16 protein-coding genes are annotated in these 19,202 nt (G+C 60.5%); 13 read left to right on the forward strand and 3 right to left on the reverse strand.

Features of this window, described 5'->3' with window-relative positions; translation table 11 throughout:
- Window positions 1-69 precede the first annotated feature (69 nt).
- The 3 genes from AC3IQ7_RS03260 (at window position 70) to dsbD (ending at window position 3,705) form a co-directional block, all read left to right on the forward strand.
- Window positions 70-1,047, forward strand: a complete 978-nt coding sequence (locus AC3IQ7_RS03260) for a DNA-directed RNA polymerase subunit alpha (RefSeq protein WP_008444343.1) — start codon at window positions 70-72, stop codon at window positions 1,045-1,047.
- A gap of 139 nt (window positions 1,048-1,186) precedes the next feature.
- On the forward strand, window positions 1,187-1,579 hold the full coding sequence (rplQ, locus tag AC3IQ7_RS03265; RefSeq protein WP_034753219.1) for a 50S ribosomal protein L17: 393 nt from the start codon (window positions 1,187-1,189) through the stop codon (window positions 1,577-1,579).
- Window positions 1,580-1,752: 173 nt separating this feature from the next.
- Window positions 1,753-3,705, forward strand: a complete 1,953-nt coding sequence (dsbD, locus tag AC3IQ7_RS03270) for a protein-disulfide reductase DsbD (RefSeq protein WP_489208345.1) — start codon at window positions 1,753-1,755, stop codon at window positions 3,703-3,705.
- A gap of 71 nt (window positions 3,706-3,776) precedes the next feature.
- On the opposite strand, the gene AC3IQ7_RS03275 is transcribed toward dsbD, so the two are convergent.
- Window positions 3,777-4,313 (reverse strand): Spy/CpxP family protein refolding chaperone, encoded by a 537-nt coding sequence (locus AC3IQ7_RS03275; protein ID WP_489208346.1) that lies wholly within the window; start codon window positions 4,311-4,313, stop codon window positions 3,777-3,779.
- 186 nt (window positions 4,314-4,499) lie between these two features.
- Between AC3IQ7_RS03275 and AC3IQ7_RS03280 the strand changes: the two genes are divergently transcribed.
- The 5 genes from AC3IQ7_RS03280 to AC3IQ7_RS03300 all read left to right on the forward strand — a co-directional run bounded on the left by AC3IQ7_RS03280 (window position 4,500) and on the right by AC3IQ7_RS03300 (window position 12,109).
- Window positions 4,500-5,228: a response regulator gene (locus tag AC3IQ7_RS03280; RefSeq protein WP_034753223.1), complete on the forward strand. Its 729-nt coding sequence runs from the start codon at window positions 4,500-4,502 to the stop codon at window positions 5,226-5,228.
- Window positions 5,225-6,583, forward strand: a complete 1,359-nt coding sequence (locus AC3IQ7_RS03285; RefSeq protein ID WP_489208347.1) for an ATP-binding protein — start codon at window positions 5,225-5,227, stop codon at window positions 6,581-6,583. The genes AC3IQ7_RS03280 and AC3IQ7_RS03285 overlap by 4 nt, the downstream gene beginning before the upstream one ends.
- 87 nt (window positions 6,584-6,670) lie before the next feature.
- Window positions 6,671-7,843, forward strand: a complete 1,173-nt coding sequence (locus AC3IQ7_RS03290; RefSeq protein WP_099378440.1) for an efflux RND transporter periplasmic adaptor subunit — start codon at window positions 6,671-6,673, stop codon at window positions 7,841-7,843.
- A complete protein-coding gene (locus AC3IQ7_RS03295; protein ID WP_489208348.1) occupies window positions 7,840-10,950 on the forward strand; it encodes an efflux RND transporter permease subunit in 3,111 nt (1,036 codons plus the stop codon). Before AC3IQ7_RS03290 ends, AC3IQ7_RS03295 begins: the two co-directional genes overlap by 4 nt.
- Window positions 10,951-11,221: 271 nt before the next feature.
- Entirely contained in the window at window positions 11,222-12,109 is an 888-nt protein-coding gene (locus tag AC3IQ7_RS03300; RefSeq protein ID WP_489208349.1) for a hypothetical protein, read from the forward strand.
- Window positions 12,110-12,187: 78 nt separating this feature from the next.
- Here the strand turns inward: AC3IQ7_RS03300 and yihA are convergent, their stop codons facing one another.
- Entirely contained in the window at window positions 12,188-12,931 is a 744-nt protein-coding gene (gene yihA, locus AC3IQ7_RS03305) for a ribosome biogenesis GTP-binding protein YihA/YsxC (RefSeq protein ID WP_034778293.1), read from the reverse strand.
- Between the two features lie 186 nt (window positions 12,932-13,117).
- On the opposite strand from yihA, the gene AC3IQ7_RS03310 reads away from it, so the two are divergent.
- The 5 genes from AC3IQ7_RS03310 to msrQ all read left to right on the forward strand — a co-directional run bounded on the left by AC3IQ7_RS03310 (window position 13,118) and on the right by msrQ (window position 18,996).
- Complete coding sequence (locus AC3IQ7_RS03310) at window positions 13,118-13,789, forward strand: c-type cytochrome (RefSeq protein WP_489208350.1); 672 nt, start codon at window positions 13,118-13,120, stop codon at window positions 13,787-13,789.
- Window positions 13,790-13,973: 184 nt separating this feature from the next.
- Window positions 13,974-16,070 (forward strand): cytochrome c biogenesis protein ResB, encoded by a 2,097-nt coding sequence (locus AC3IQ7_RS03315; RefSeq protein WP_099378444.1) that lies wholly within the window; start codon window positions 13,974-13,976, stop codon window positions 16,068-16,070.
- A gap of 49 nt (window positions 16,071-16,119) precedes the next feature.
- Entirely contained in the window at window positions 16,120-17,271 is a 1,152-nt protein-coding gene (ccsB, locus tag AC3IQ7_RS03320) for a c-type cytochrome biogenesis protein CcsB (protein WP_034753239.1), read from the forward strand.
- An 84-nt stretch (window positions 17,272-17,355) separates the two neighbouring features.
- Entirely contained in the window at window positions 17,356-18,333 is a 978-nt protein-coding gene (msrP, locus tag AC3IQ7_RS03325; RefSeq protein ID WP_099378445.1) for a protein-methionine-sulfoxide reductase catalytic subunit MsrP, read from the forward strand.
- A gap of 9 nt (window positions 18,334-18,342) precedes the next feature.
- Complete coding sequence (gene msrQ / locus AC3IQ7_RS03330) at window positions 18,343-18,996, forward strand: protein-methionine-sulfoxide reductase heme-binding subunit MsrQ (RefSeq protein ID WP_099378446.1); 654 nt, start codon at window positions 18,343-18,345, stop codon at window positions 18,994-18,996.
- Here the strand turns inward: msrQ and lptM are convergent.
- Window positions 18,993-19,175: an LPS translocon maturation chaperone LptM gene (gene lptM / locus AC3IQ7_RS03335; protein ID WP_034778304.1), complete on the reverse strand. Its 183-nt coding sequence runs from the start codon at window positions 19,173-19,175 to the stop codon at window positions 18,993-18,995. The genes msrQ and lptM overlap by 4 nt on opposite strands.
- Window positions 19,176-19,202 lie beyond the last annotated feature (27 nt).

Genomic DNA, 19,202 nt, shown 5'->3' on the forward strand with positions numbered 1-19,202 from the left:
GGTGGGCGTTTTACTAATGCCATCAGCCTTATCGGTGTAATGAGCCGAGGGTATTGAAAAGGACATTTCATGCAAAACAGTTTGTTGAAGCCACGTATTATCGATGTTGAAGCTCTCGGTGCAGGTCACGCCAAGGTCGTGATGGAACCGTTCGAGCGCGGCTATGGCCACACATTGGGTAACGCGTTGCGCCGCGTTCTGCTGTCGTCGATGGTAGGCTACGCGCCGACCGAAGTGACGATCGCTGGCGTCGTCCACGAATATTCCTCCCTCGATGGCGTGCAAGAAGACGTCGTCGATCTGTTGCTGAACTTGAAGGGTGTGGTTTTCAAAGTCCACAACCGCGATTCGGTAACCCTGACCCTGAAAAAAGAAGGCGAAGGCGCGATCCTGGCCTCCGACATCGACCTGCCGCATGACGTCGAACTGATCAACCCTGACCACGTGATCGCCCACCTGACCGCTGGTGGCAAGCTGGACATGCAGATCAAGGTTGAAAAAGGCCGCGGCTACGTTCCTGGTAACGTGCGTCGCCTGTCGGAAGACACGAACAAGACCATCGGCCGCATCATCCTGGATGCATCGTTCTCGCCAGTGCGCCGCGTATCGTACTTCGTTGAATCGGCCCGCGTTGAACAGCGTACCGACCTGGACAAGCTGATCATCAATATCGAAACCAACGGCGTGATCTCGCCGGAAGAAGCGATCCGCCAGTCGGCCCGCGTCCTGGTGGACCAGTTGAATGTGTTCGCAGCCCTGGAAGGCACGGAAGCCGCCGCCGAAGCGCCATCGCGCGCTCCGCTGGTCGATCCTATCCTGTTGCGTCCAGTCGACGACCTGGAGTTGACCGTGCGTTCGGCAAACTGCCTGAAAGCGGAAAACATCTACTACATCGGCGACCTGATCCAACGTTCGGAAAACGAACTGCTGAAAACGCCAAATCTGGGCCGCAAGTCCCTGAACGAAATCAAGGAAGTGCTGGCATCGCGCGGCTTGACCTTGGGCATGAAGCTGGAAAACTGGCCGCCTGCCGGCCTGGAAAAGTAATTCGTAGTTGTAGCAAACTGCCTGGGACAGGTGTCCCAGGCTTTTATTTTGTAGTACCAAACCGGTCCGCGGCTGTAAGGGGTTTCTCTCTCAGCTGATCGAAGAACTGGAATTTAAACACTCACCGAAAGGATTTATCATGCGTCACGGTCACGGCCTCCGTAAACTGAATCGTACCTCGTCCCATCGTCTGGCAATGCTGCGCAACATGACAGTATCGCTGCTGCGTCACGAAGCGATCAAAACCACCCTGCCAAAAGCAAAAGAACTGCGCCGCGTTGTCGAGCCAATTCTGACCCTGGGCAAAACCGACTCCCTGGCAAACAAGCGTCTGGCCTTCAACCGCCTGCGCGACCGTGAAATGGTCGTCAAACTGTTCGCTGAACTGGGCCCACGTTTCGCCAACCGTAACGGTGGTTATGTGCGTATCCTGAAAATGGGTTTCCGCGTCGGCGATAACGCTCCTATGGCGTTCGTTGAACTGATGGATCGTCCAGATACGACCGAAGCAGTTGAAGTTGCTGGCGAGTAATCCCAGTAATTGCATCTGAGAAAGCCAGGCCTAGCCTGGCTTTTTTGTTTTCTGCTGCAGCTATCCTTGCTGCGGTGTACTATTCTTCTTTCGCGCCGGCCCGGCACAAGCGCTGCCTGCTCCGCGCGACTCTTGTCGAATGGCACAGCTGTTGCCGCAGAAAAAGGTCGTTCATGTCCCGTTTCCCCTCCAGCGCCACCGCGCGCGCCGCTCCCCTGCATCAACTGCTGCTCTGGTTTGCCACCTGTCTGCTGCTGGTCATGGCCGTCTTTGGCGCAAGCCAGGCCCGTGCCGATGATGAATTCCTCGATCCCGAACTGGCCTTCAAGTTTTCCGCCCGCATGCAGGATCCGTCCACCATCGCCGTCACGTATGTGATCGCCGATGGCTACTATATGTACCACGAACGTTTTAAATTTGAAGCTGTGGGTGCCAAGCTGGGCACACCCGTGTATCCGGCTGGCAAGGTCAAGTTCGACGACACGTTCCAGAAGAACGTGGAAACCTTCCGCAAGACCCTTACCATCACGATACCAGTGGACGCGGCAGGCGCGTTCACCCTGAAGGCGACGGGCCAGGGCTGCTCCGACAAGGGCCTGTGCTATGCGCCGCAGGATGCCACGGCCCAGCTGATGGGCGGTGGCGGCGGCCAGAGCATCGCGCCGGGCGCAGGTCTGCCGTCGAAATTCGCCCTGCCGGCCGCGCCCGCAGTCGACACGGCGGCCGTCAACGGCCCGCAGGCGCAGGCGTCGCCTGGCGTGTCCGTGCTGAGCATTCCCCAGGCGAACATCACCAGCACGCCCGAGCCGGTGGCGGCGGCGCCCGTGGCGGCAAGTTCCGCGCCCGCGCAAAGCGAGATGGGCAAGATCGAAGCGGCACTGAAGGGCGGCAGATTGCTCGTCATCGTGCCCCTGTTCATGCTGCTGGGCCTGGGCCTGGCCTTTACGCCGTGCGTGCTGCCGATGGTGCCGATCTTGTCGTCGATCATCATCGGCGATGGCGCCAAGGTCAGCCGTTCACGCGGCTTGCTGCTGTCGCTGACGTACGCCCTGGGCATGGCCATCGTCTACACGGCGCTGGGCGTGGCGGCCGGCCTGGCGGGCGAAGGCCTGGCGGCGCAACTGCAAAACCCGTGGGTGCTGGGTTTCTTTGCCTTGCTGATGGCTGCCCTGGCGCTGTCGATGTTCGGTTTTTATGAATTGCAAGTGCCGGCTTTCCTGCAAGGCAAGCTGACGTCCGTGTCGAACCAGCAATCGTCGGGCCGCCTGGCGGGCGTGTTCGTCATGGGCGCCATTTCCGCCCTGATCGTGGGACCCTGCGTGGCCGCGCCGCTGGCCGGCGCCTTGTTGTACATCAGCCAGACGCGCGACGTCGTCATCGGCGGCAGCGCCCTGTTTGCCATGGCCGTGGGCATGAGCGTGCCCTTGTTGCTGGTGGGCGTGTCGGCCGGCACTTTGCTGCCGCGCGCCGGCGCCTGGATGGATGCCGTCAAACGCTTCTTTGGCGTGCTGCAACTGGGCGTGGCCTGGTGGCTGGTCTCGCCCGTGCTGCCTGGCGCCGTGCAGATGCTGGGCTGGACGGTGCTGTTCGTCGGCTATGGCATGTATCTGCTGGTGGGCAAGAGCGGCGCGCAGAACGCCTGGATCGCCAAGGCCTTTGGCCTCGTGTTTGCCGTGCTGGGGGCGATGCAGTTGGTGGGCGTGGCCAGCGGTGGCCGCGACCCGTTGGCGCCACTGGCGCACCTCGGCGGTGGCCAGGTGCACGCGCAACCATTTACGCGCGTAAAGACCGTGGCGCAGCTCGATGCGGCGCTGGCCCAGCTGAACGGCAAGCCGGCCCTGCTGGACTTTTATGCGGACTGGTGCGTGTCGTGCATCGAGATGGAAAAACTGACCTTCGTCGATCCCGCCGTGCGCGAGAAAATGGGACAAGCCGTGCTGCTGCAAGTGGACGTGACGGCCAATGATGCGGACGACAAGGCCATGCTGAAACGTTTTCAGCTGTTCGGCCCGCCGGGCATCATCATGTTCAACCAGCAAGGGCAGGAAATTGCCCAGTCGCGCGTGATCGGCTTCCAGAACGCCGCCACTTTCCTGACCTCGTTGCGTAAGCTCGACGGGCAATAAGCGGTCGCTTGTCTCGCGAATAAGAAAAAGCCTGCAATGCAGGCTTTTTCTGTTTCTGCGCCAGTTAAAACTTAACCAGCTTTGGGCTGCGGATGCATGCCATGGTGCCCGCCGCGGTGGTGGCCACCGTGCTTGCCGCCAGGCACGCTGTCGTCAAACACTTTCTTTTGTTCGGGCGTCAGCACGGCGTAGAAGGTTTTCAGCGAGGCCAGGCGACTTTCCTGGCTGGCGATGCGTTCCTTCGACATGGCGATCCATTGCTCCATGCGTTCCGGCGCCGACAGCTTGGCCATCGCTTCGCGCTTGGCTTTCCAGTCGCCCATCGGCTTTTTCGGCGCATTGGCGGCCGTGAAGGTGGCCCAGGCCGGTTCTTGCGCGGCTGTCAGCTTCAGCTTGTCGTGCAGGCGGGCCTGGTACTTGGCCATGCGCTCGGCCGGGTTGCTTGCGCGGTGCTGGCCGCGCTGGCCTTCATGTTGCATCTTGGTGCTGGCGGCAGGCGCGCTGGCGGCCGCTTCCTGGGCGTGGACGGTCAGCGATGCCGCACCCATGCCGAGTACGCTCATGGCGATGATCAAATTCTTGCGCAAGGTTGTCATTGAGGCGTTCATCTGGATTCCTTTGTAAAAGTGAGGGATGTACATGTTGCTGCACATGAATCCATGTTGGACGCGCCATGTTTCCCCGAAGTGTCCGCTGCCAGACAGTTTGTATCTATATGTTTCTTCGGGTCTCCTATATACAAGACGATACAAATGCGCTGTGCAAGGCCGGGGGAAGTGGGGATAATTCGAATCATGGAACCCACTTCTACAATTCTCATCGTCGACGATGACCGCGATATCCGCAGCTTGCTGGCGGACTACCTGGAAACGAACGCCTACCGCACCTTGGGCGCGGCAGATGGCACGGCCATGTGGAAAATCCTCGATGAAACGCGGCCCGATCTGATCGTGCTCGATTTGAACCTGCCTGGCGACGATGGCTTGACCCTGTGCCGCAAGCTGCGCGCCCAATCGACGGTGCCGGTGATCATGTTGACGGCGCGCAATGAACCGCTGGACCGCATCCTGGGCCTGGAAATGGGCGCCGACGATTATTTGCCGAAGCCGTTCGAGCCGCGTGAATTGCTGGCGCGCATACGCAGCGTGCTGCGCCGCAGCCATGCCATGCCGTCGAACGTGCCGTCGGACAAGGCGCAGCAAATCCGCTTTTCTGGCTGGACGCTGGATTTGACGGCGCGCCATTTGCTCAATCCCAGCGGCCTGGTGATCATGCTGTCGGGCGCGGAATTCCGCTTGCTGCGCGTGTTCCTCGAGCATCCGAACCGTGTGCTCAACCGCGACCAGTTGCTGAACCTGACGCAGGGCCGCGACGCCGACCCGTTCGACCGCTCGATCGATATCCAGATCAGCCGCTTGCGGCAAAAACTCGGTGAAGATGCCCGCTTGCCGCAAATCATCAAGACCGTGCGCAACGGCGGCTACGTGCTGGCCGGCCAGGTCAACGTGGAGCCGCACGCGTGAAGGCCTTCCTGGGATCGATGACGGGCCGCGTCTTCATGTTCCTGCTGATCGGCATTGTCGCCTCGGCCGCGCTGACGCAGTGGCTGGCCGTGGGCGAACGCCAGCGCGCCATCGAGCAATACCGTGACTATCACGCCGTCGAGCGGGCCGAGCAGCTGGTGATGGCGGCCGACGTGGTGCCCCTGGCCTCGCGCGCCGCCTACCTGAAGGTGGCCAACAAGGGCAGCGTGCGCCTGGAATTGCGTCCCGATACGGAACATACGCCCGGCGCGCCGACGGAATTTTCCACTGCCCTGCAAGCCAAGCTGGGCGAGGGCTTCAAGGTCAGCGCGCTGGCCGAACGTCCGGCCGCCTGCGTCAAGCCGCGCCAGACGCCGGGCATGTTTGCCGCCAAGCCATGGGGCGGCACGTGCGAAAACCTCGACGTGCGCATGCAGGATGGCCACGTGCTGCGCCTGATGGTCTTGCCGCCGCGCCAGCAGCCACCGTTCAATGAACATAACGACTGGATGACCTTGCTGCCTTTCCTGATCAGTATCGCCATCCTCGCCTACCTGGTCACGCGCATGACCATGCGCCCGCTCAAGCAACTGGCGCAGGCGGCGAAAGACCTGGGCAATGACATCAACCACCCGCCGCTGACCCTGTCGGGCGCCAGCGAAATCCGCCAGGCCAGCGCCGCTTTCAATGCCATGCAGGCGCGCATCCGTCAGCATATTTCCCAGCGGACACAGATGCTGGCAGCCATCACGCACGACTTGCAGACGCCGCTGACGCGCTTGCGGCTGCGCCTGGAAAAAGTGGCGGATACGGAATTGTATGACCGCCTGGTGGGCGATCTGTCGGCCATGCAAAGCATGGTCAAGGAAGGGCTGGATCTGGCCCGTTCGATGGACAGCACGGAAGCGATGCAGGCGCTCGATCTCGATTCCCTGTTAGACAGCGTCTGCTCCGATGCGGCAGATGCCGGCCAGAAAGTCACCCTTGGTGGACAGGCAGGCATGGCCCTGATGGCGCGCCCGATCGCCATGCGACGCTGCCTGGTGAACCTGATCGACAATGCCGTCAAATATGGCCTGTACGCGCAGGTCACCGTCGAGCGCATTCCCGGTGCCGCGCGCATCCGCATCCGCGACGGCGGGCCAGGCATTGCGTCAGATCAGCTGGCGAAAGTGTTCGAACCGTTTTACCGCATCGAGACTTCGCGTTCGCGCGAATCTGGCGGCACGGGCCTGGGCCTGACCATCGCGCGCAATATTGCCGAGCAGCACGGCGCCACGGTTTCACTGCTCAATCATGTCGACGGTGGACTGGAAGTCACCCTGATCGTGCCAGAGTATTACGCAGGAAAGTGAGCATTTCCGTGCGACAATATTGTGCTTTATGCCCCCTGGCAACTACCTTCAACCTGCAGCCCTGCGCTGCAACAGCGTGACAGAACAATGAAAAAGACTAGTCTGGCAATCCTCGTGGGTGCGGCCCTGTGTATCGGTGGCGGCATCTGGTATTTCAATCATCAGTCCGGCGCGGCGAGCGGCGGACAGGATGGCAAAGGGGGCAAGGGTGGACAGGCGCCGACGACGGTGAGCGTGGTCACGCCCGTGCGCGAGGATGTGCCGATGGTGTTGCAAGCCAATGGCAGCGTGATGCCCATCAGCAGCGTGGATTTGCATCCGCAGACGACCAGCACGATTACCAAGGTGCATATCCGCGAAGGCCAGTTCGTCAAGCAGGGCGAGCTGATGTTCACGCTGGACGCGCGCAGCGAGCACGCGAATGTCGACAAGGCGCAGGCGCAGGTCTTGCGCGACCGCGCTTCGGTGCAGGACTTCGAGCGCCAGCTCAAGCGCAACCAGGATTTGCTGAGCAAGAATTTCATCGCCCAGGGCGCCGTCGATACCCTGCAAAGCCAGCTCGACGCGGCTCGTGCCTTGCTGGCCGCCGACCAGGCCGCCTTGCGCGCCGCCCAGGTCGATTCCAGCTACACCGTCCTGCGCGCGCCGCAGGCGGGCAGGGTGGGCGCCATCAATGTCTACGCAGGCAGCCTGGTGCAGCCGACCACGTCGCTTACCAGCATCACCCAGCTCGACCCGATCGACGTGTCGTTCACCTTGCCGGAAAGCAGCCTGTCCGGCTTGCTGGCGGCGCAAAAGGCGGGCGAAGTGCCTGTCACGGCGCTGTTGTCCGATGCGGGCGGCAAGCAGCTCGATGGCAAACTGAACTTCATCGACAATGCCGTCGATCCCGCCACGGGTGTGATCAGGATCAAGGCGCGTTTCAATAATGGCGGCACCGATTTGTGGCCAGGCCAGTACGTGAATACGCAGCTGACCGTGCGCACCCTCAAGGATGCGCTGGTGATCCCGCAGAATGCCATCATCACAAGTACCTCCGGCACCTTCGTGTACTCGATGGAAGCGGACAGTACGGCCAAGATGCGCAAGGTGACACGCGTGTATGCATTCGGACCGAGCGCCGTCGTCACCGGTCTGGCAGGCGATGAAAAAGTCATCGTCGATGGCAAGCAGAACTTGCGCCCAGGCAGCAAGGTGCGCCTGGTGGAAAAACACAAGGCTGCCGATGGCGCCGCCGCACCGCAGGGCAAGCCAGCATGAACCTGTCCGAACTGAGCATCCGCCGCCCCGTCATGGTGGTGCTGCTGTCCCTCTCCATCATCCTGGCCGGCGTGCTGGCCTATCTGCAAATTCCCGTGGCGGCCTTGCCGAGCTACAACACGCCCGTCATCAACGTCAGCGCCGACCTGGCCGGCGCCAGCCCGGAAACCATGGCCTCGTCGGTGGCCTTGCCACTGGAAAAGCAGTTTTCCACCATTTCTGGCCTCAGCCTGATCACGTCCACGAGTACCTTGGGCAATACTTCGCTGACCCTGGAGTTTGACGCCAGCATCAACGTCAACGAGGCGGCCGTCGACGTGCAGGCGGCCCTGCTGCGCGCGCAGCGCCAGTTACCGACGGAAATGACGGATTTGCCGTCCTACCGCAAGGTCAATCCGGCCGATGCGCCCGTGCTGTTCATCCAGATGACGTCGCCGTCGCTGAACTTGTCGGACCTCAATGATTATGCGGAAAACCTGATCGCGCCCAGCCTGTCGACCTTGCCTGGCGTCGCCCAGGTCATCGTGAATGGCCAGAAACGCTTTGCCGTGCGCGTGCGCGCCCGTGCCGACCTGATGAATGCGCGCAACCTGACGATGGACGAGTTGGCCACCGCCTTGCGCACCTCGAACACGAATTCCCCGCTGGGCATCCTTGACGGTCCGAGCCAGACCCTGACCATCCAGGGCAATCCGCAAATGATGAAAGCGGCCGATTTTGCCGAATTGATCGTCGCCAGCCGCAATGGCCAGCCCGTGCGGCTGAAAGACGTGGCCGAGGTGGAAGACAGTTTTCAATCGATCAAGTCCGTCGGCAGTTTCAATGGCGAGCGTTCGATCAGCCTGATGGTGCAGCGTCAACCGGACGCCAACACCGTGCAAGTGGTCGATGGCGTGCGTCGTTTGTTGCCAGGTTTCAAGGAGCAATTGCCGCAATCGATACAGATCAGCCTGGTCAACGACCGTTCGCTGTCGATCCGTGAAGCCATCCACGACGTGAATCTGACCTTGGCGCTGACGGTGGTGCTGGTGGTGCTGGTGATCTTCCTGTTCCTGCACCGCGCGGCAGCCACCTTCATTCCCGCCGTCACCATGCCGATTTCCCTGCTCGGCGCCCTGGCCCTGCTGTACTGGCTCGGCTACAGCCTCGACAACGTCTCGCTGCTGGGCATTACCCTGGCCGTGGGCCTGGTTGTCGACGATGCCATCGTGGTGCTGGAAAACATCGTGCGCCATATCGAGATGGGCAAGAAACCGATACGCGCGGCCCTGGAAGGGGCGAAAGAGATGGGCTTTACCATCATCTCGATTTCCGTCTCGCTGGTGGCCGTGTTCATCCCCATCTTCTTCATGCCGGGCGTGATCGGCTTGCTGTTCCATGAGTTCGCCGTTGTCGTCTCGCTGGCCGTGCTGGTATCCGCCATTGTGTCGCTGACCCTGGTGCCGATGCTGGCCAGCCGCTTCCTGCCGGCCGATTCGCGCGAGCACAATGACAGCGACCCCAGTCATGGCGAAAAAACCTTTATCGGCCGCCATTTCGAAGCGGGTTTCACGGCATTGCGCAACGGTTATGTGCATCTGCTCGACAAGGCACTGGCGCACCGCAATGTGGTGCTGTTCGTTGCCGTGTGTACTTTTGCGCTGACGGTGCTGTTGTACGCGACGATACCGAAAGGTTTCTTCCCAGAGGAAGACCTGGGCCAGATCCAGGTCAATACGGAAGCGTCGGAGGATATTTCCTCGGCGGCACTGCAGGACTTGCAAGCCCGCGTGGCGGCCGTGCTCAAGGCGGATCCCAGCGTCCAGGATGTGACCTCGTTCGTCGGCGGCGGCAACACGGGCCGCATGTTCATGGTCTTGAAACCGCGCAGCGAGCGGCCGAAAATGCCCGTGGTGCTGGAAAACCTGCGCCGCGCGACGAGCACCGTGCCCGGCATGGCCGTGTATTTCCGTCCCGTGCAAAACTTGCAGTTGGGCGGACGCCAGAGCAAGAGCCGCTACCAGTACACCCTGCAAAGCGTCAGCCCCGACGCCTTGAATGACTGGGCGGAAAAGTTTATCGCCGGCATGCGCACGGATCCCGCCTTCCGCGACGTTACCAGCGATTCGCAGATCAAGGGCTTGCAGGCGTCGCTCAGGATCGACCGCGACAAGGCCAACCTGCTGGGCGTGCAAATGTCCGACATCCGCACGGCCCTGTACAGCGCCTTTGGCGAGCGGCAAGTGTCGACCATCTATTCGTCGGCCGCCAGCTATTACGTGATCCTGGAAGCGGCCACGGCCGACCGCCAGTATGACGATGCGCTCACGCGCGTGTCCGTGCGCAGCAAGACGGGCGAACTGGTGAAACTGTCGAGTATTGCCTACGTGGAACGCACGATCGGTCCCACGTCCGTGAATCACCAGGGGCAGTTGCAGGCCGTCACCATCGCCTTCAACCTGGCGCCGGACGTGCCGCTCGGTATCGCCACGGGCAAGATCGATGTGATGGCCAAGGACATGAACTTGCCGGCTTCCATCATCACGCGCTACGGCGGTGATGCGGCCGTGTTCCAGAGCTCGCAATCGAGCCAGATCATCCTCATCATTGCCGCGTTGGCCGTGATCTATGTGCTGCTCGGCGTGCTGTATGAGAGCTACATCCATCCGCTGACCATCCTGGCCGGCTTGCCGTCGGCGGCCGTGGGGGCGCTCCTGACCCTGCGCCTGTTCGGCATAGACCTGACAATGATCGCCATCATCGGCATTTTGATGCTGATCGGTATCGTCAAGAAAAACGCCATCATGATGATCGACTTTGCCCTGCATGCGCAGCGCAACGACGGGCTGGCGCCGGCCGAGGCCATCCGCCAGGCGTGCATCCTGCGTTTCCGCCCCATCATGATGACCACGGCGGCGGCGCTGATGGGCGCCTTGCCGATCGCCCTGGGCCTGGGCGCCGGCGCCGAATTGCGCCAGCCGCTGGGCCTGGCCGTGGTCGGTGGCTTGCTTTTTTCGCAAGTGATTACCCTGTTCATCACGCCCGTGATCTATTTGTTCCTCGATAAGTACAGCGGCACGGGACCGTTGACGGACGAGCAATTGGTGGCGCTCGACAACAAGTCCTGAGCCGCCACACGGCCACCACCGGCGCCCCGTTCCTGCGTGAATGCGGCGCCGGTTTTGTATGGGCCGTGATACATACGGTAACAACCGTCAAGGCACGGCTCGGGTACTCTGATACCGCTGCAAGGAATGTCGCTATCCTGTACGCTTCGGGTTGGAAATGCCGAGGAAGTGTTCCCAAAAGCAAGGGACTCTGGCACTATGGCTGCCCTGTAAGATTACTTTTGTCGCTACACAGAAAGCACGATTCATTTTGCATGACACGACCCATTTGATGGCTGCCGATTCCGATGTTTGCCCCACCTGCGGGCAAGTGATCAAGCCACCACCGGCCTACGGGTCCAGGACCAGCACCATGCGCAAGGTGGCGCTCGGCGTGTCCGTCTTGCTGCACGTGCTGCTGGCGGCGTATGTCCTGTTGCGCAGCGACACGATCGAAAAAATCCCGCCGCCGAAGAAGGAAAGCGCGATGGTCTACATCGCGCCGCTGAAAGACAAGCCACAACCGAAGCCGCAACCGAAACCCACGCCGAAACCGAAGGACACGAAAGTGGCCAAGGTGAAACCGCCGCCGGCGCCGAGCAAGCGCGTAGTGACGAAGGACGTGCCGCGCGACAAGCCGAAACTGGAAACCTTCACGCCGCCGCTGGTGTCGAAAGTGCCGTTGCCGCCGCCGCCCGCTGAAGACATGAGCTCGATGATTGAGCAGCGCCGCAAACAGCGCCAGGCGCAAAATCCTGCGCCGCCGGCCGAGGAAAGCGAAAACGACCGCGCCATGCGCGTGGCCAAGGCGAATATCGCCGGCGCCCAGGGGCGCAATTCCGGCAGCGACCGCGAGGATTCGGGCGGCGTGTTTTCCATCGTCAACCAGACTTCGTTCAGCGCGGAAGTCAAGTTCAAGGGCTGGAACGGCAACTTCAAGCGCAATTGGCTGAAGCAGGAAAAAGTGGAATTGGGCAATGAGCCCGATATCGAAACGGCCATCGTGAAAAAGATGATCCAGCTGATCCGTGCTGAAAAGCCTGGTGATTTCGTCTGGGAATCGCGGCGCCTGGGGCGCAACGTCAACCTCAGCGCCCGCGTGGAAGATACGGCCGAGCTGATGGCCTTCCTGCGCCAGGAATTCTTTTCCGAAAAACGCTCAGGGCCGGGACGGCGCTAGGCGCTCGGAAAACTGACGGCAATAAAAAAGGCTGCACCGTGTGAACGGGCAGCCTCTTTTACGCAGCGTTGATCTCTATCAAGCCGGTTTGTCGGTTCCCGCTTCCGGCTCGACGTCGTCTTCCATGTCGATCAGTTCGACCATCTGGGCCGCGCCATCTTCGCTGATGCCGGCCAGTTCCATGATCTTGTCGTTGGCTTCGTCGATGCCGACGCGCTTCAGGGCCGAGAACAGTTGCACGGTGAACGGGAAGCCGACGCCGTCTTCATCCACGTAGCTGTCGAGCTTGGCTTTCGCCTGGCGCAAGGCATTCACGGATTCATTACGGTTCAGTTTATCGACCTTGGTCAGGATGCAGTGGATCGGCTTGCCTGTCGGGGCGAACCATTCCAGCATCTGAATGTCCAGGTCGGTGAACGGGCGGCGCGAATCCATGATCAGGATCAAACCGGCCAATTGCTCGCGGCGCTGCACGTAGTCGCCCAGCAGGCGCTGCCAGTGCAGTTTGGCCGAGCCCGAGACTTCCGCGTAGCCGTAGCCCGGCAAGTCGACCAGCAGGCATTCGATCTCTTCGACGATGGTGGCATCCTTGCGGTGCTGCGCCACGTGGGCGCCGCCGATGGAGAAGTAGTTGATGTGCTGGGTACGGCCAGGTGTCTTGGAGGCGAACGCCAAGCCTTTCTGATTACACAAGATGTTGATGGCGGTCGATTTACCGGCATTGGAGCGGCCGGCAAAGGCGATTTCCGGCACCGTGGTATCGGGCAGGTCACGCAATTGGTTGACGGTCGTAAAGAAGCGGGCTTGCCAGAGTTTTGACATGGGAGTAGTAAAGCAACAAAAGGGAGCGATAAGGGAGCGATAACGCCAAGAAGCTATTGTACAATAAGGGGTTGTTTATTGTTGCCGGCGTAGCAGCGATGCGGCTTGCGGCCCTGAAAATAAAGCAAAAATCCACAGGGCGCGGCAATGTCCACCACTAATTTCTCACTGTCTCAGGGTGCCTGAATGAATCGTGCGTTTTCACCGTTGTTCAAATCCATGCTGCTCGCTTTGCTGGCTGTATCGGCAACTGCCTCCGCGGTCGAAGCACCGAAACCGGCCGTCAAGGCCGATGCTGCCAAGGGTGCTACCCTGTACGCCGATGGCGATGCGGCGCGCGGCTTGCCTGCCTGCGTCTCCTGCCATGGCGCGGCCGGCAATTCGACCATCACGGTCAATCCGAAACTGGCCGGCCAGCACGAAAGCTATATCTACAAGCAACTGGTCGACTTCACCACGCCGGAGCGCAACCAGCCTGTCATGACGACGTACGCGAAGATGCTCAGCGACGCCGACAAGAAAAATATCGCCGCCTACCTGGGTGCGCAGCTGTCCAAGCCGGGCGCCGCGAAAAACAAGGACACGATCGACCTGGGCAAGAAAATTTACCGTGGTGGCATTGCTTCGAAGCAAATTGCTGCCTGCGCCAGCTGTCATGGCGCGACGGGCAATGGCATTCCCGTCCAGTATCCGCGCATCGCCGGCCAGCATCAGGACTACACGGTGGCCCAGCTGGCCATGTTCCGCAGCACCAAGGCTGATGCCCGCAAGAACAGCGCGCAAATGCACACCATCGCCGCCCGCATGTCGGATGACGAGATTGCCGCCGTGGCCGATTACATCGCCGGCCTGAAGTAAGTTTTCATAGTGGCAAGCGATTGCCAGGCGCACCAGCGCGCATGAACAAGGGCGGCCGTCTCAACGGGCTGCCCTTTTTTATGGCAAGGGCCAAACAGGAGTATGCTGCCGCCTTGCGCGGAGAAACTACTGTTCCATGCCTACATTTTCTTGAAGATTGCATATCCCGTATGAGTATCAACGTATGAGCACAGGCACGACCGGAATCGAGTTAAAGACCCAACGCCGCAGCCTGGCTGAATTCGTCGAGCTGGTCTCGTCGATGCGCTTTGCCATCAGCCTGCTGACCCTGATCGCCGTCGCGTCCATCATCGGCACCGTGCTCAAGCAAAACGAGCCCATGCCCAATTATGTGAACCAGTTCGGGCCGTTCTGGTTTGCCGTCTTCGACAAGCTGAGCCTGTACTCCGTGTATTCGGCCTGGTGGTTCCTCGTGATCATGGGTTTCCTCGTCGCCTCGACCTCGCTGTGCATCGTACGCAATGCGCCGAAGATGCTCAAGGACATGCGCAGCTGGCGCGAAACCGTGCGCGAGCAATCGCTGCGCAATTTCCACCACAAGCTGGAATGGCAGGCGCCGCTGCCGCGCGCCGTGCTGGCGCAGCAGATGGTGATGCGCCTGAAAGACGCCGGCTACGCGGCCAAGGTAGTCGAGAAGGACAACGCCACCCTGGTCGCCGCCAAGCGGGGCGCCGCCAATAAATGGGGCTATATTTTTGCCCACGGCGCCATCGTCATCATTTGCGTCGGCGGTTTGCTCGATTCGGAAATGCCGATTCGCGTACAGCAATGGTTCTTTGGCAAGACGCCGTTTTCCGGCAGCGGCGTGATCGCCGATATTCCCGCCCAGCACCGCCTGAGCCTGTCGAACCCCACTTTCCGTGGCAATACCATGATTCCGGAAGGCTCGTCGAGCAATACGGCCATCATTCCTCAGGCCGATGGCGTACTGATCCAGGATCTGCCCATCACCATCCTGCTGAAAAAATTCCACATTGATTTCTACAGCACGGGCATGCCGAAGCTGTTTGCCAGCGATGTCGTCATCACCGACCATGTAACGGGTGAAAGTTTCCCTGCAACCATCAAAGTCAACCAGCCGCTGTTGTACAAGGGCCTGGCCCTGTACCAGTCCAGCTTTGAGGATGGCGGCAGCAAGCTCAAGTTGACGGGTTTTCCCATGACGGGCAAGACGACGAAACGCTTCGATATCGGCGGCGAAGTGGGCGGCAGCACGCCGCTCGAGCGCAGCGATGGCAATTCCTATACGGTGGAATGGTCGGGTTTCCGCCCGTTTAACGTGGAAAACCTCAGCGCGGGCCAGGATGTGCGCGCCGTCAGCAAGGCGGAAAGTTTCAACGATAAATTCGCCGTCGGCCTCGATAAACGCCTCGGCTCGGCCGCGAAGAACGCGAATAACAAGGATCTCAAGAACGTCGGTCCCTCGGTGCAATACAAATTGCGCGACAAGACGGGCCAGGCGCGCGAGTACCAGAACTACATGCAGCCCGTCACCGTGGATGGCACGACGGTGTTCCTGGCCGGCATGCGCGTCAACCCCAGCGATCCGTTCAGCTATTTGCGCATTCCCGCCGATGACAATTACAGCGTGAATGAATGGATGCGTTTGCGTGCCGCGCTGCAAGATCCCGCGCTGCGCCAGCAAGCCGCCACGCGCTATGCGGCGCGCGCCATGCCGCAGGCGGGCGCGGAAGCCCTGCGCGGCCAGTTGCAGGAATCGGCGGCGAAAAGCCTGGGCATCTTTGCCGGCAATGGGCAAGAGGGCGGTTTCCTCGCCATTTCGCGATTCCTGGAGAAAATTCCTGCCGCTGAGCAAGAAAAAGCGGCCGATATCTTCATGAAAATCCTGAATGGCAGCCTATGGGACTTGTGGCAGGCGGCGCGCGCCCAGGATGGCTTGAAAGCCATCGAGGCCGATGACAAGCACGGCCGCTTCCTGCAACTGGCCACGAATGCGCTGTCCGACAGCTTCTTCTATGGCGCGCCCGTGTATCTGCAACTCGATGACTTTACGGAAATCAAGGCGTCCGTGCTGCAGGTGACGCGTTCGCCGGGCAAGAGCGTCGTCTACCTCGGTTGCCTGTTCCTCGTGATCGGCGTGTTTTCCATGTTTTATATTCGCGAGCGCCGCTTGTGGGTGTGGATCAAGGATGGCGAGGGCGGCAGCGAAGCCTTGATGGCCATGAGCACGCAACGCAAGACCCTGGATTTTGAAAAAGAATTTGAGAACTTGAAGGCAAAGCTGCCGCAATCGGCGTAAGCTGCGCTGTGTCTGGGACGCTTGCGCGTCGCCGGGAATGGAGAAAATGATGGAATTGGCAAACAAGCAAATATATACGCAGGAACCAGGATTTTTCAAGCGCCTGAGCCTGATCGATTGGCTGTATGGCGCAGGCTTGCTGGCGGCCTCCCTGTTCGGCCTGATGCGCTTTGGCGCCTTCATGGATATCTATGAAAAAGCCATCCTGCTGGCCGCGGCGCCCACGTTCGCCTGGCTGGGCTGGTACTGGAAGCCCGTGCGCTGGCTGATCCCCGTGGCAGCCGTGCTGTCGCTGTTCGCCATCGAGTTGTACGCGGGCCACCTGGAAATGGCGAACCAGAAATTCTTCCTGAAATACATCTTGTCGAGCCAGTCCGCCATCCTGTGGATGGGCACGCTTTTCGTGCTGTCGACCCTGTTCTACTGGATCGGCCTGGTGGCGCGCTCGGAATTCGGCTCATCCGTCGGCTCCCTGCTGTGCTGGGCCGGCGTCGTGCTGGGCCTGACGGGCATGCTGGTGCGCTGGTACGAGTCTTACCTCATCGGCGCCGACGTGGGCCATATCCCCGTGTCGAACCTGTATGAAGTGTTCATCCTGTTTTCCCTGATCACGGCCATGTTCTACCTGTATTACGAGCAGCACTATGCGACGCGCCAGCTGGGCGCCTTCGTCATGCTGGTCATTTCGGCGGCCGTCGTGTTCCTGATGTGGTACACGGTCACGCGCGACGCGGCCGAAATCCAGCCGCTGGTGCCGGCCCTGCAAAGCTGGTGGATGAAGATCCACGTGCCGGCCAACTTCATCGGCTACGGCACCTTCGCCCTGTCGGCCATGGTGGCCGCAGCCTACCTGCTCAAGTCGAGCGGCTACCTGGTCGACCGCCTGCCGTCGCTGGAAGTGCTCGACGACGTCATGTACAAGGCCATTTCCGTCGGCTTCGCTTTCTTCACGGTAGCGACCATCCTGGGCGCCCTGTGGGCGGCCGAAGCGTGGGGCGGCTACTGGTCATGGGATCCGAAAGAAACGTGGGCGCTGATCGTCTGGCTCAACTATGCAGCCTGGCTGCACATGCGCCTGATGACAGGCTTGCGCGGCCGCGTCGCCTCGTGGTGGGCGCTGGTGGGCTTGCTGGTGACGACCTTCGCGTTTTTGGGCGTGAATATGTTCCTTTCTGGATTACATTCTTACGGCAAGCTTTAATTGTTTTTTGCATGACAGAAGCGTCATGAACGGCTCGGGAAAACTGGTGTAAGGTACAAATAATCACCTTTTCCCGGAGCCGCCATGTTGATCAAGCGCAGTCCCAACGGCATTGAGTTGCCGTATTCTTCCGAAATCACGCCGCGCGCCGTGTTTGAATCGCGCCGCAGCTTCATCAAGCAAGTGGCGCTGGGCTCGGTGTCCAGCGCGGCCTTGCTGGAAATGGCCAGCCGCGAAGCGTTCGCGCAAGGCACCAATCCCAAGCTGGCAGCCAGGCTCAATCCCGCCTATTCGGCGCTGGAAAAGCAGACGGCCTATAAAGACGCCACCAGCTACAACAATTTCTACGAATTCGGCACGGACAAGAGCGATCCGGCGCAAAACGCGGGCACCCTGCGCACGCGGCCGTGGACGGTCAGCATCGAAGGCGAAGTCAAGAAACCGATGACCCTGGACCTCGACGCGCTGCTGAAGCTGGCGCCGCTGGAAGAGCGCGTCTACCGCCTGCGCTGCGTGGAAGGCTGGTCGATGGTTATCCCGTGGGTCGGTTATTCCTTCTCGGAAATCATCAAGAAGGTCGAGCCGACGGGCAATGCCAAGTACGTGGAATTCATCACCCTGGCCGATAAGAAGCAGATGCCGGGCGTGGGCAGCAGAGTGCTGCAGTGGCCGTATACGGAAGGCTTGCGCATCGACGAGGCGAACCATCCGCTGGCCCTGCTGACCCTGGGCATGTATGGCGAAACCTTGCCGAACCAGAATGGCGCACCCGTGCGCATGGTGTTGCCGTGGAAATATGGTTTCAAGTCAGCCAAATCCATCGTCAAGATCCGTTTCGTCAAGGAACAGCCGCGCACGTCCTGGAACCTGTCGGCGCCGTCCGAATACGGTTTTTACTCGAATGTGAACCCCAACGTCGATCATCCGCGCTGGTCGCAAGCTTCCGAGCGGCGCATCGGCGAAGACGGTTTTCTCACGCGCAAGCGCAAGACCCTGATGTTCAATGGCTACAACGATGTCGCTTCCTTGTACGCGGGCATGGATCTGAAGAAGTTCTTTTAAGGAAAGACCATGGCCTTCAACCCCACGCCGAGACAATTGTCGCTATTCAAAAGTCTGGTTTTTTTGCTGGCACTGCTGCCGTTTGCCCGCATGGTGTGGCTGACGTACACGGGGCAACTGGTGGAGCCGCTGGAATTCATCACGCGCGGTACGGGTGACTGGACCCTGTATTTCCTGTGCATCAGCCTGGCGGTGACACCCTTGCGGCGCCTCACGCAATGGAATTGGCTGATCAAGTTGCGGCGCATGCTGGGCCTGTTCGCCTTTTTCTACGCGGCCCTGCATTTCACCACTTTTTTATGGTTCGATCACTTTTTTGATGTGCAGGAAATGTGGAAGGATGTGCTCAAGCGGCCGTTCATCACCGTGGGTTTCATCGCCTTCGTCTTGCTGATTCCGCTGGCCGTGACGAGCACGAACGGCATGGTGAAACGCCTGGGGGGCAAGCGCTGGCAGTGGCTGCACCGGTTGATCTACATCATCGCGCCGCTGGGCATCTTGCACTTCTGGTGGATGAAGGCGGGCAAGCATAATTTCGCGCAACCGATACTTTTTGGTAGTATCGTCGCGCTACTGCTGTTAATACGCGTGGTTTTCGCCTGGAGCAAGCGGGAGAAGAGCGTCAGGGCGGCCAAGGCAGCCACCCCGGTACGCTCGACTTAGGTTGCCGGCACGATCACCGGTGGCGGCGGCACGGGCGCCGGTTCTACGGGGCCTTTGGCTGGCGCACCCTTGGCCGCTGGCGGCTTGGGCAGGTACAGGGGGCCAGGCTGGCCGCAGCCGGCCAGGACGCTAGAAACCACAATGGCGGTGCCGATATAAAACGCTGAGGATGACTTCACGATTAGAATCACGGTTTGATTAAGATC

Source organism: Janthinobacterium sp. GL_088 (genome assembly GCF_057837845.1).

Bases quoted from the DNA above. Each gene is read 5' to 3' on its own strand.
- AC3IQ7_RS03310 (WP_489208350.1), top strand. From the start codon at position 13,118: ATGAATCGTGCGTTTTCACCGTTGTTCAAATCCATGCTGCTCGCTTTG.
- AC3IQ7_RS03280 (WP_034753223.1), top strand. From the start codon at position 4,500: ATGGAACCCACTTCTACAATTCTCATCGTCGACGATGACCGCGATATC.
- AC3IQ7_RS03300 (WP_489208349.1), top strand. From the start codon at position 11,222: ATGGCTGCCGATTCCGATGTTTGCCCCACCTGCGGGCAAGTGATCAAG.
- yihA (WP_034778293.1), bottom strand. From the start codon at position 12,931: ATGTCAAAACTCTGGCAAGCCCGCTTCTTTACGACCGTCAACCAATTG.
- AC3IQ7_RS03295 (WP_489208348.1), top strand. From the start codon at position 7,840: ATGAACCTGTCCGAACTGAGCATCCGCCGCCCCGTCATGGTGGTGCTG.
- dsbD (WP_489208345.1), top strand. From the start codon at position 1,753: ATGTCCCGTTTCCCCTCCAGCGCCACCGCGCGCGCCGCTCCCCTGCAT.
- msrQ (WP_099378446.1), top strand. From the start codon at position 18,343: ATGGCCTTCAACCCCACGCCGAGACAATTGTCGCTATTCAAAAGTCTG.
- AC3IQ7_RS03275 (WP_489208346.1), bottom strand. From the start codon at position 4,313: ATGAACGCCTCAATGACAACCTTGCGCAAGAATTTGATCATCGCCATG.
- rplQ (WP_034753219.1), top strand. From the start codon at position 1,187: ATGCGTCACGGTCACGGCCTCCGTAAACTGAATCGTACCTCGTCCCAT.
- msrP (WP_099378445.1), top strand. From the start codon at position 17,356: ATGTTGATCAAGCGCAGTCCCAACGGCATTGAGTTGCCGTATTCTTCC.
- ccsB (WP_034753239.1), top strand. From the start codon at position 16,120: ATGGAATTGGCAAACAAGCAAATATATACGCAGGAACCAGGATTTTTC.
- AC3IQ7_RS03260 (WP_008444343.1), top strand. From the start codon at position 70: ATGCAAAACAGTTTGTTGAAGCCACGTATTATCGATGTTGAAGCTCTC.
- AC3IQ7_RS03315 (WP_099378444.1), top strand. From the start codon at position 13,974: ATGAGCACAGGCACGACCGGAATCGAGTTAAAGACCCAACGCCGCAGC.
- AC3IQ7_RS03290 (WP_099378440.1), top strand. From the start codon at position 6,671: ATGAAAAAGACTAGTCTGGCAATCCTCGTGGGTGCGGCCCTGTGTATC.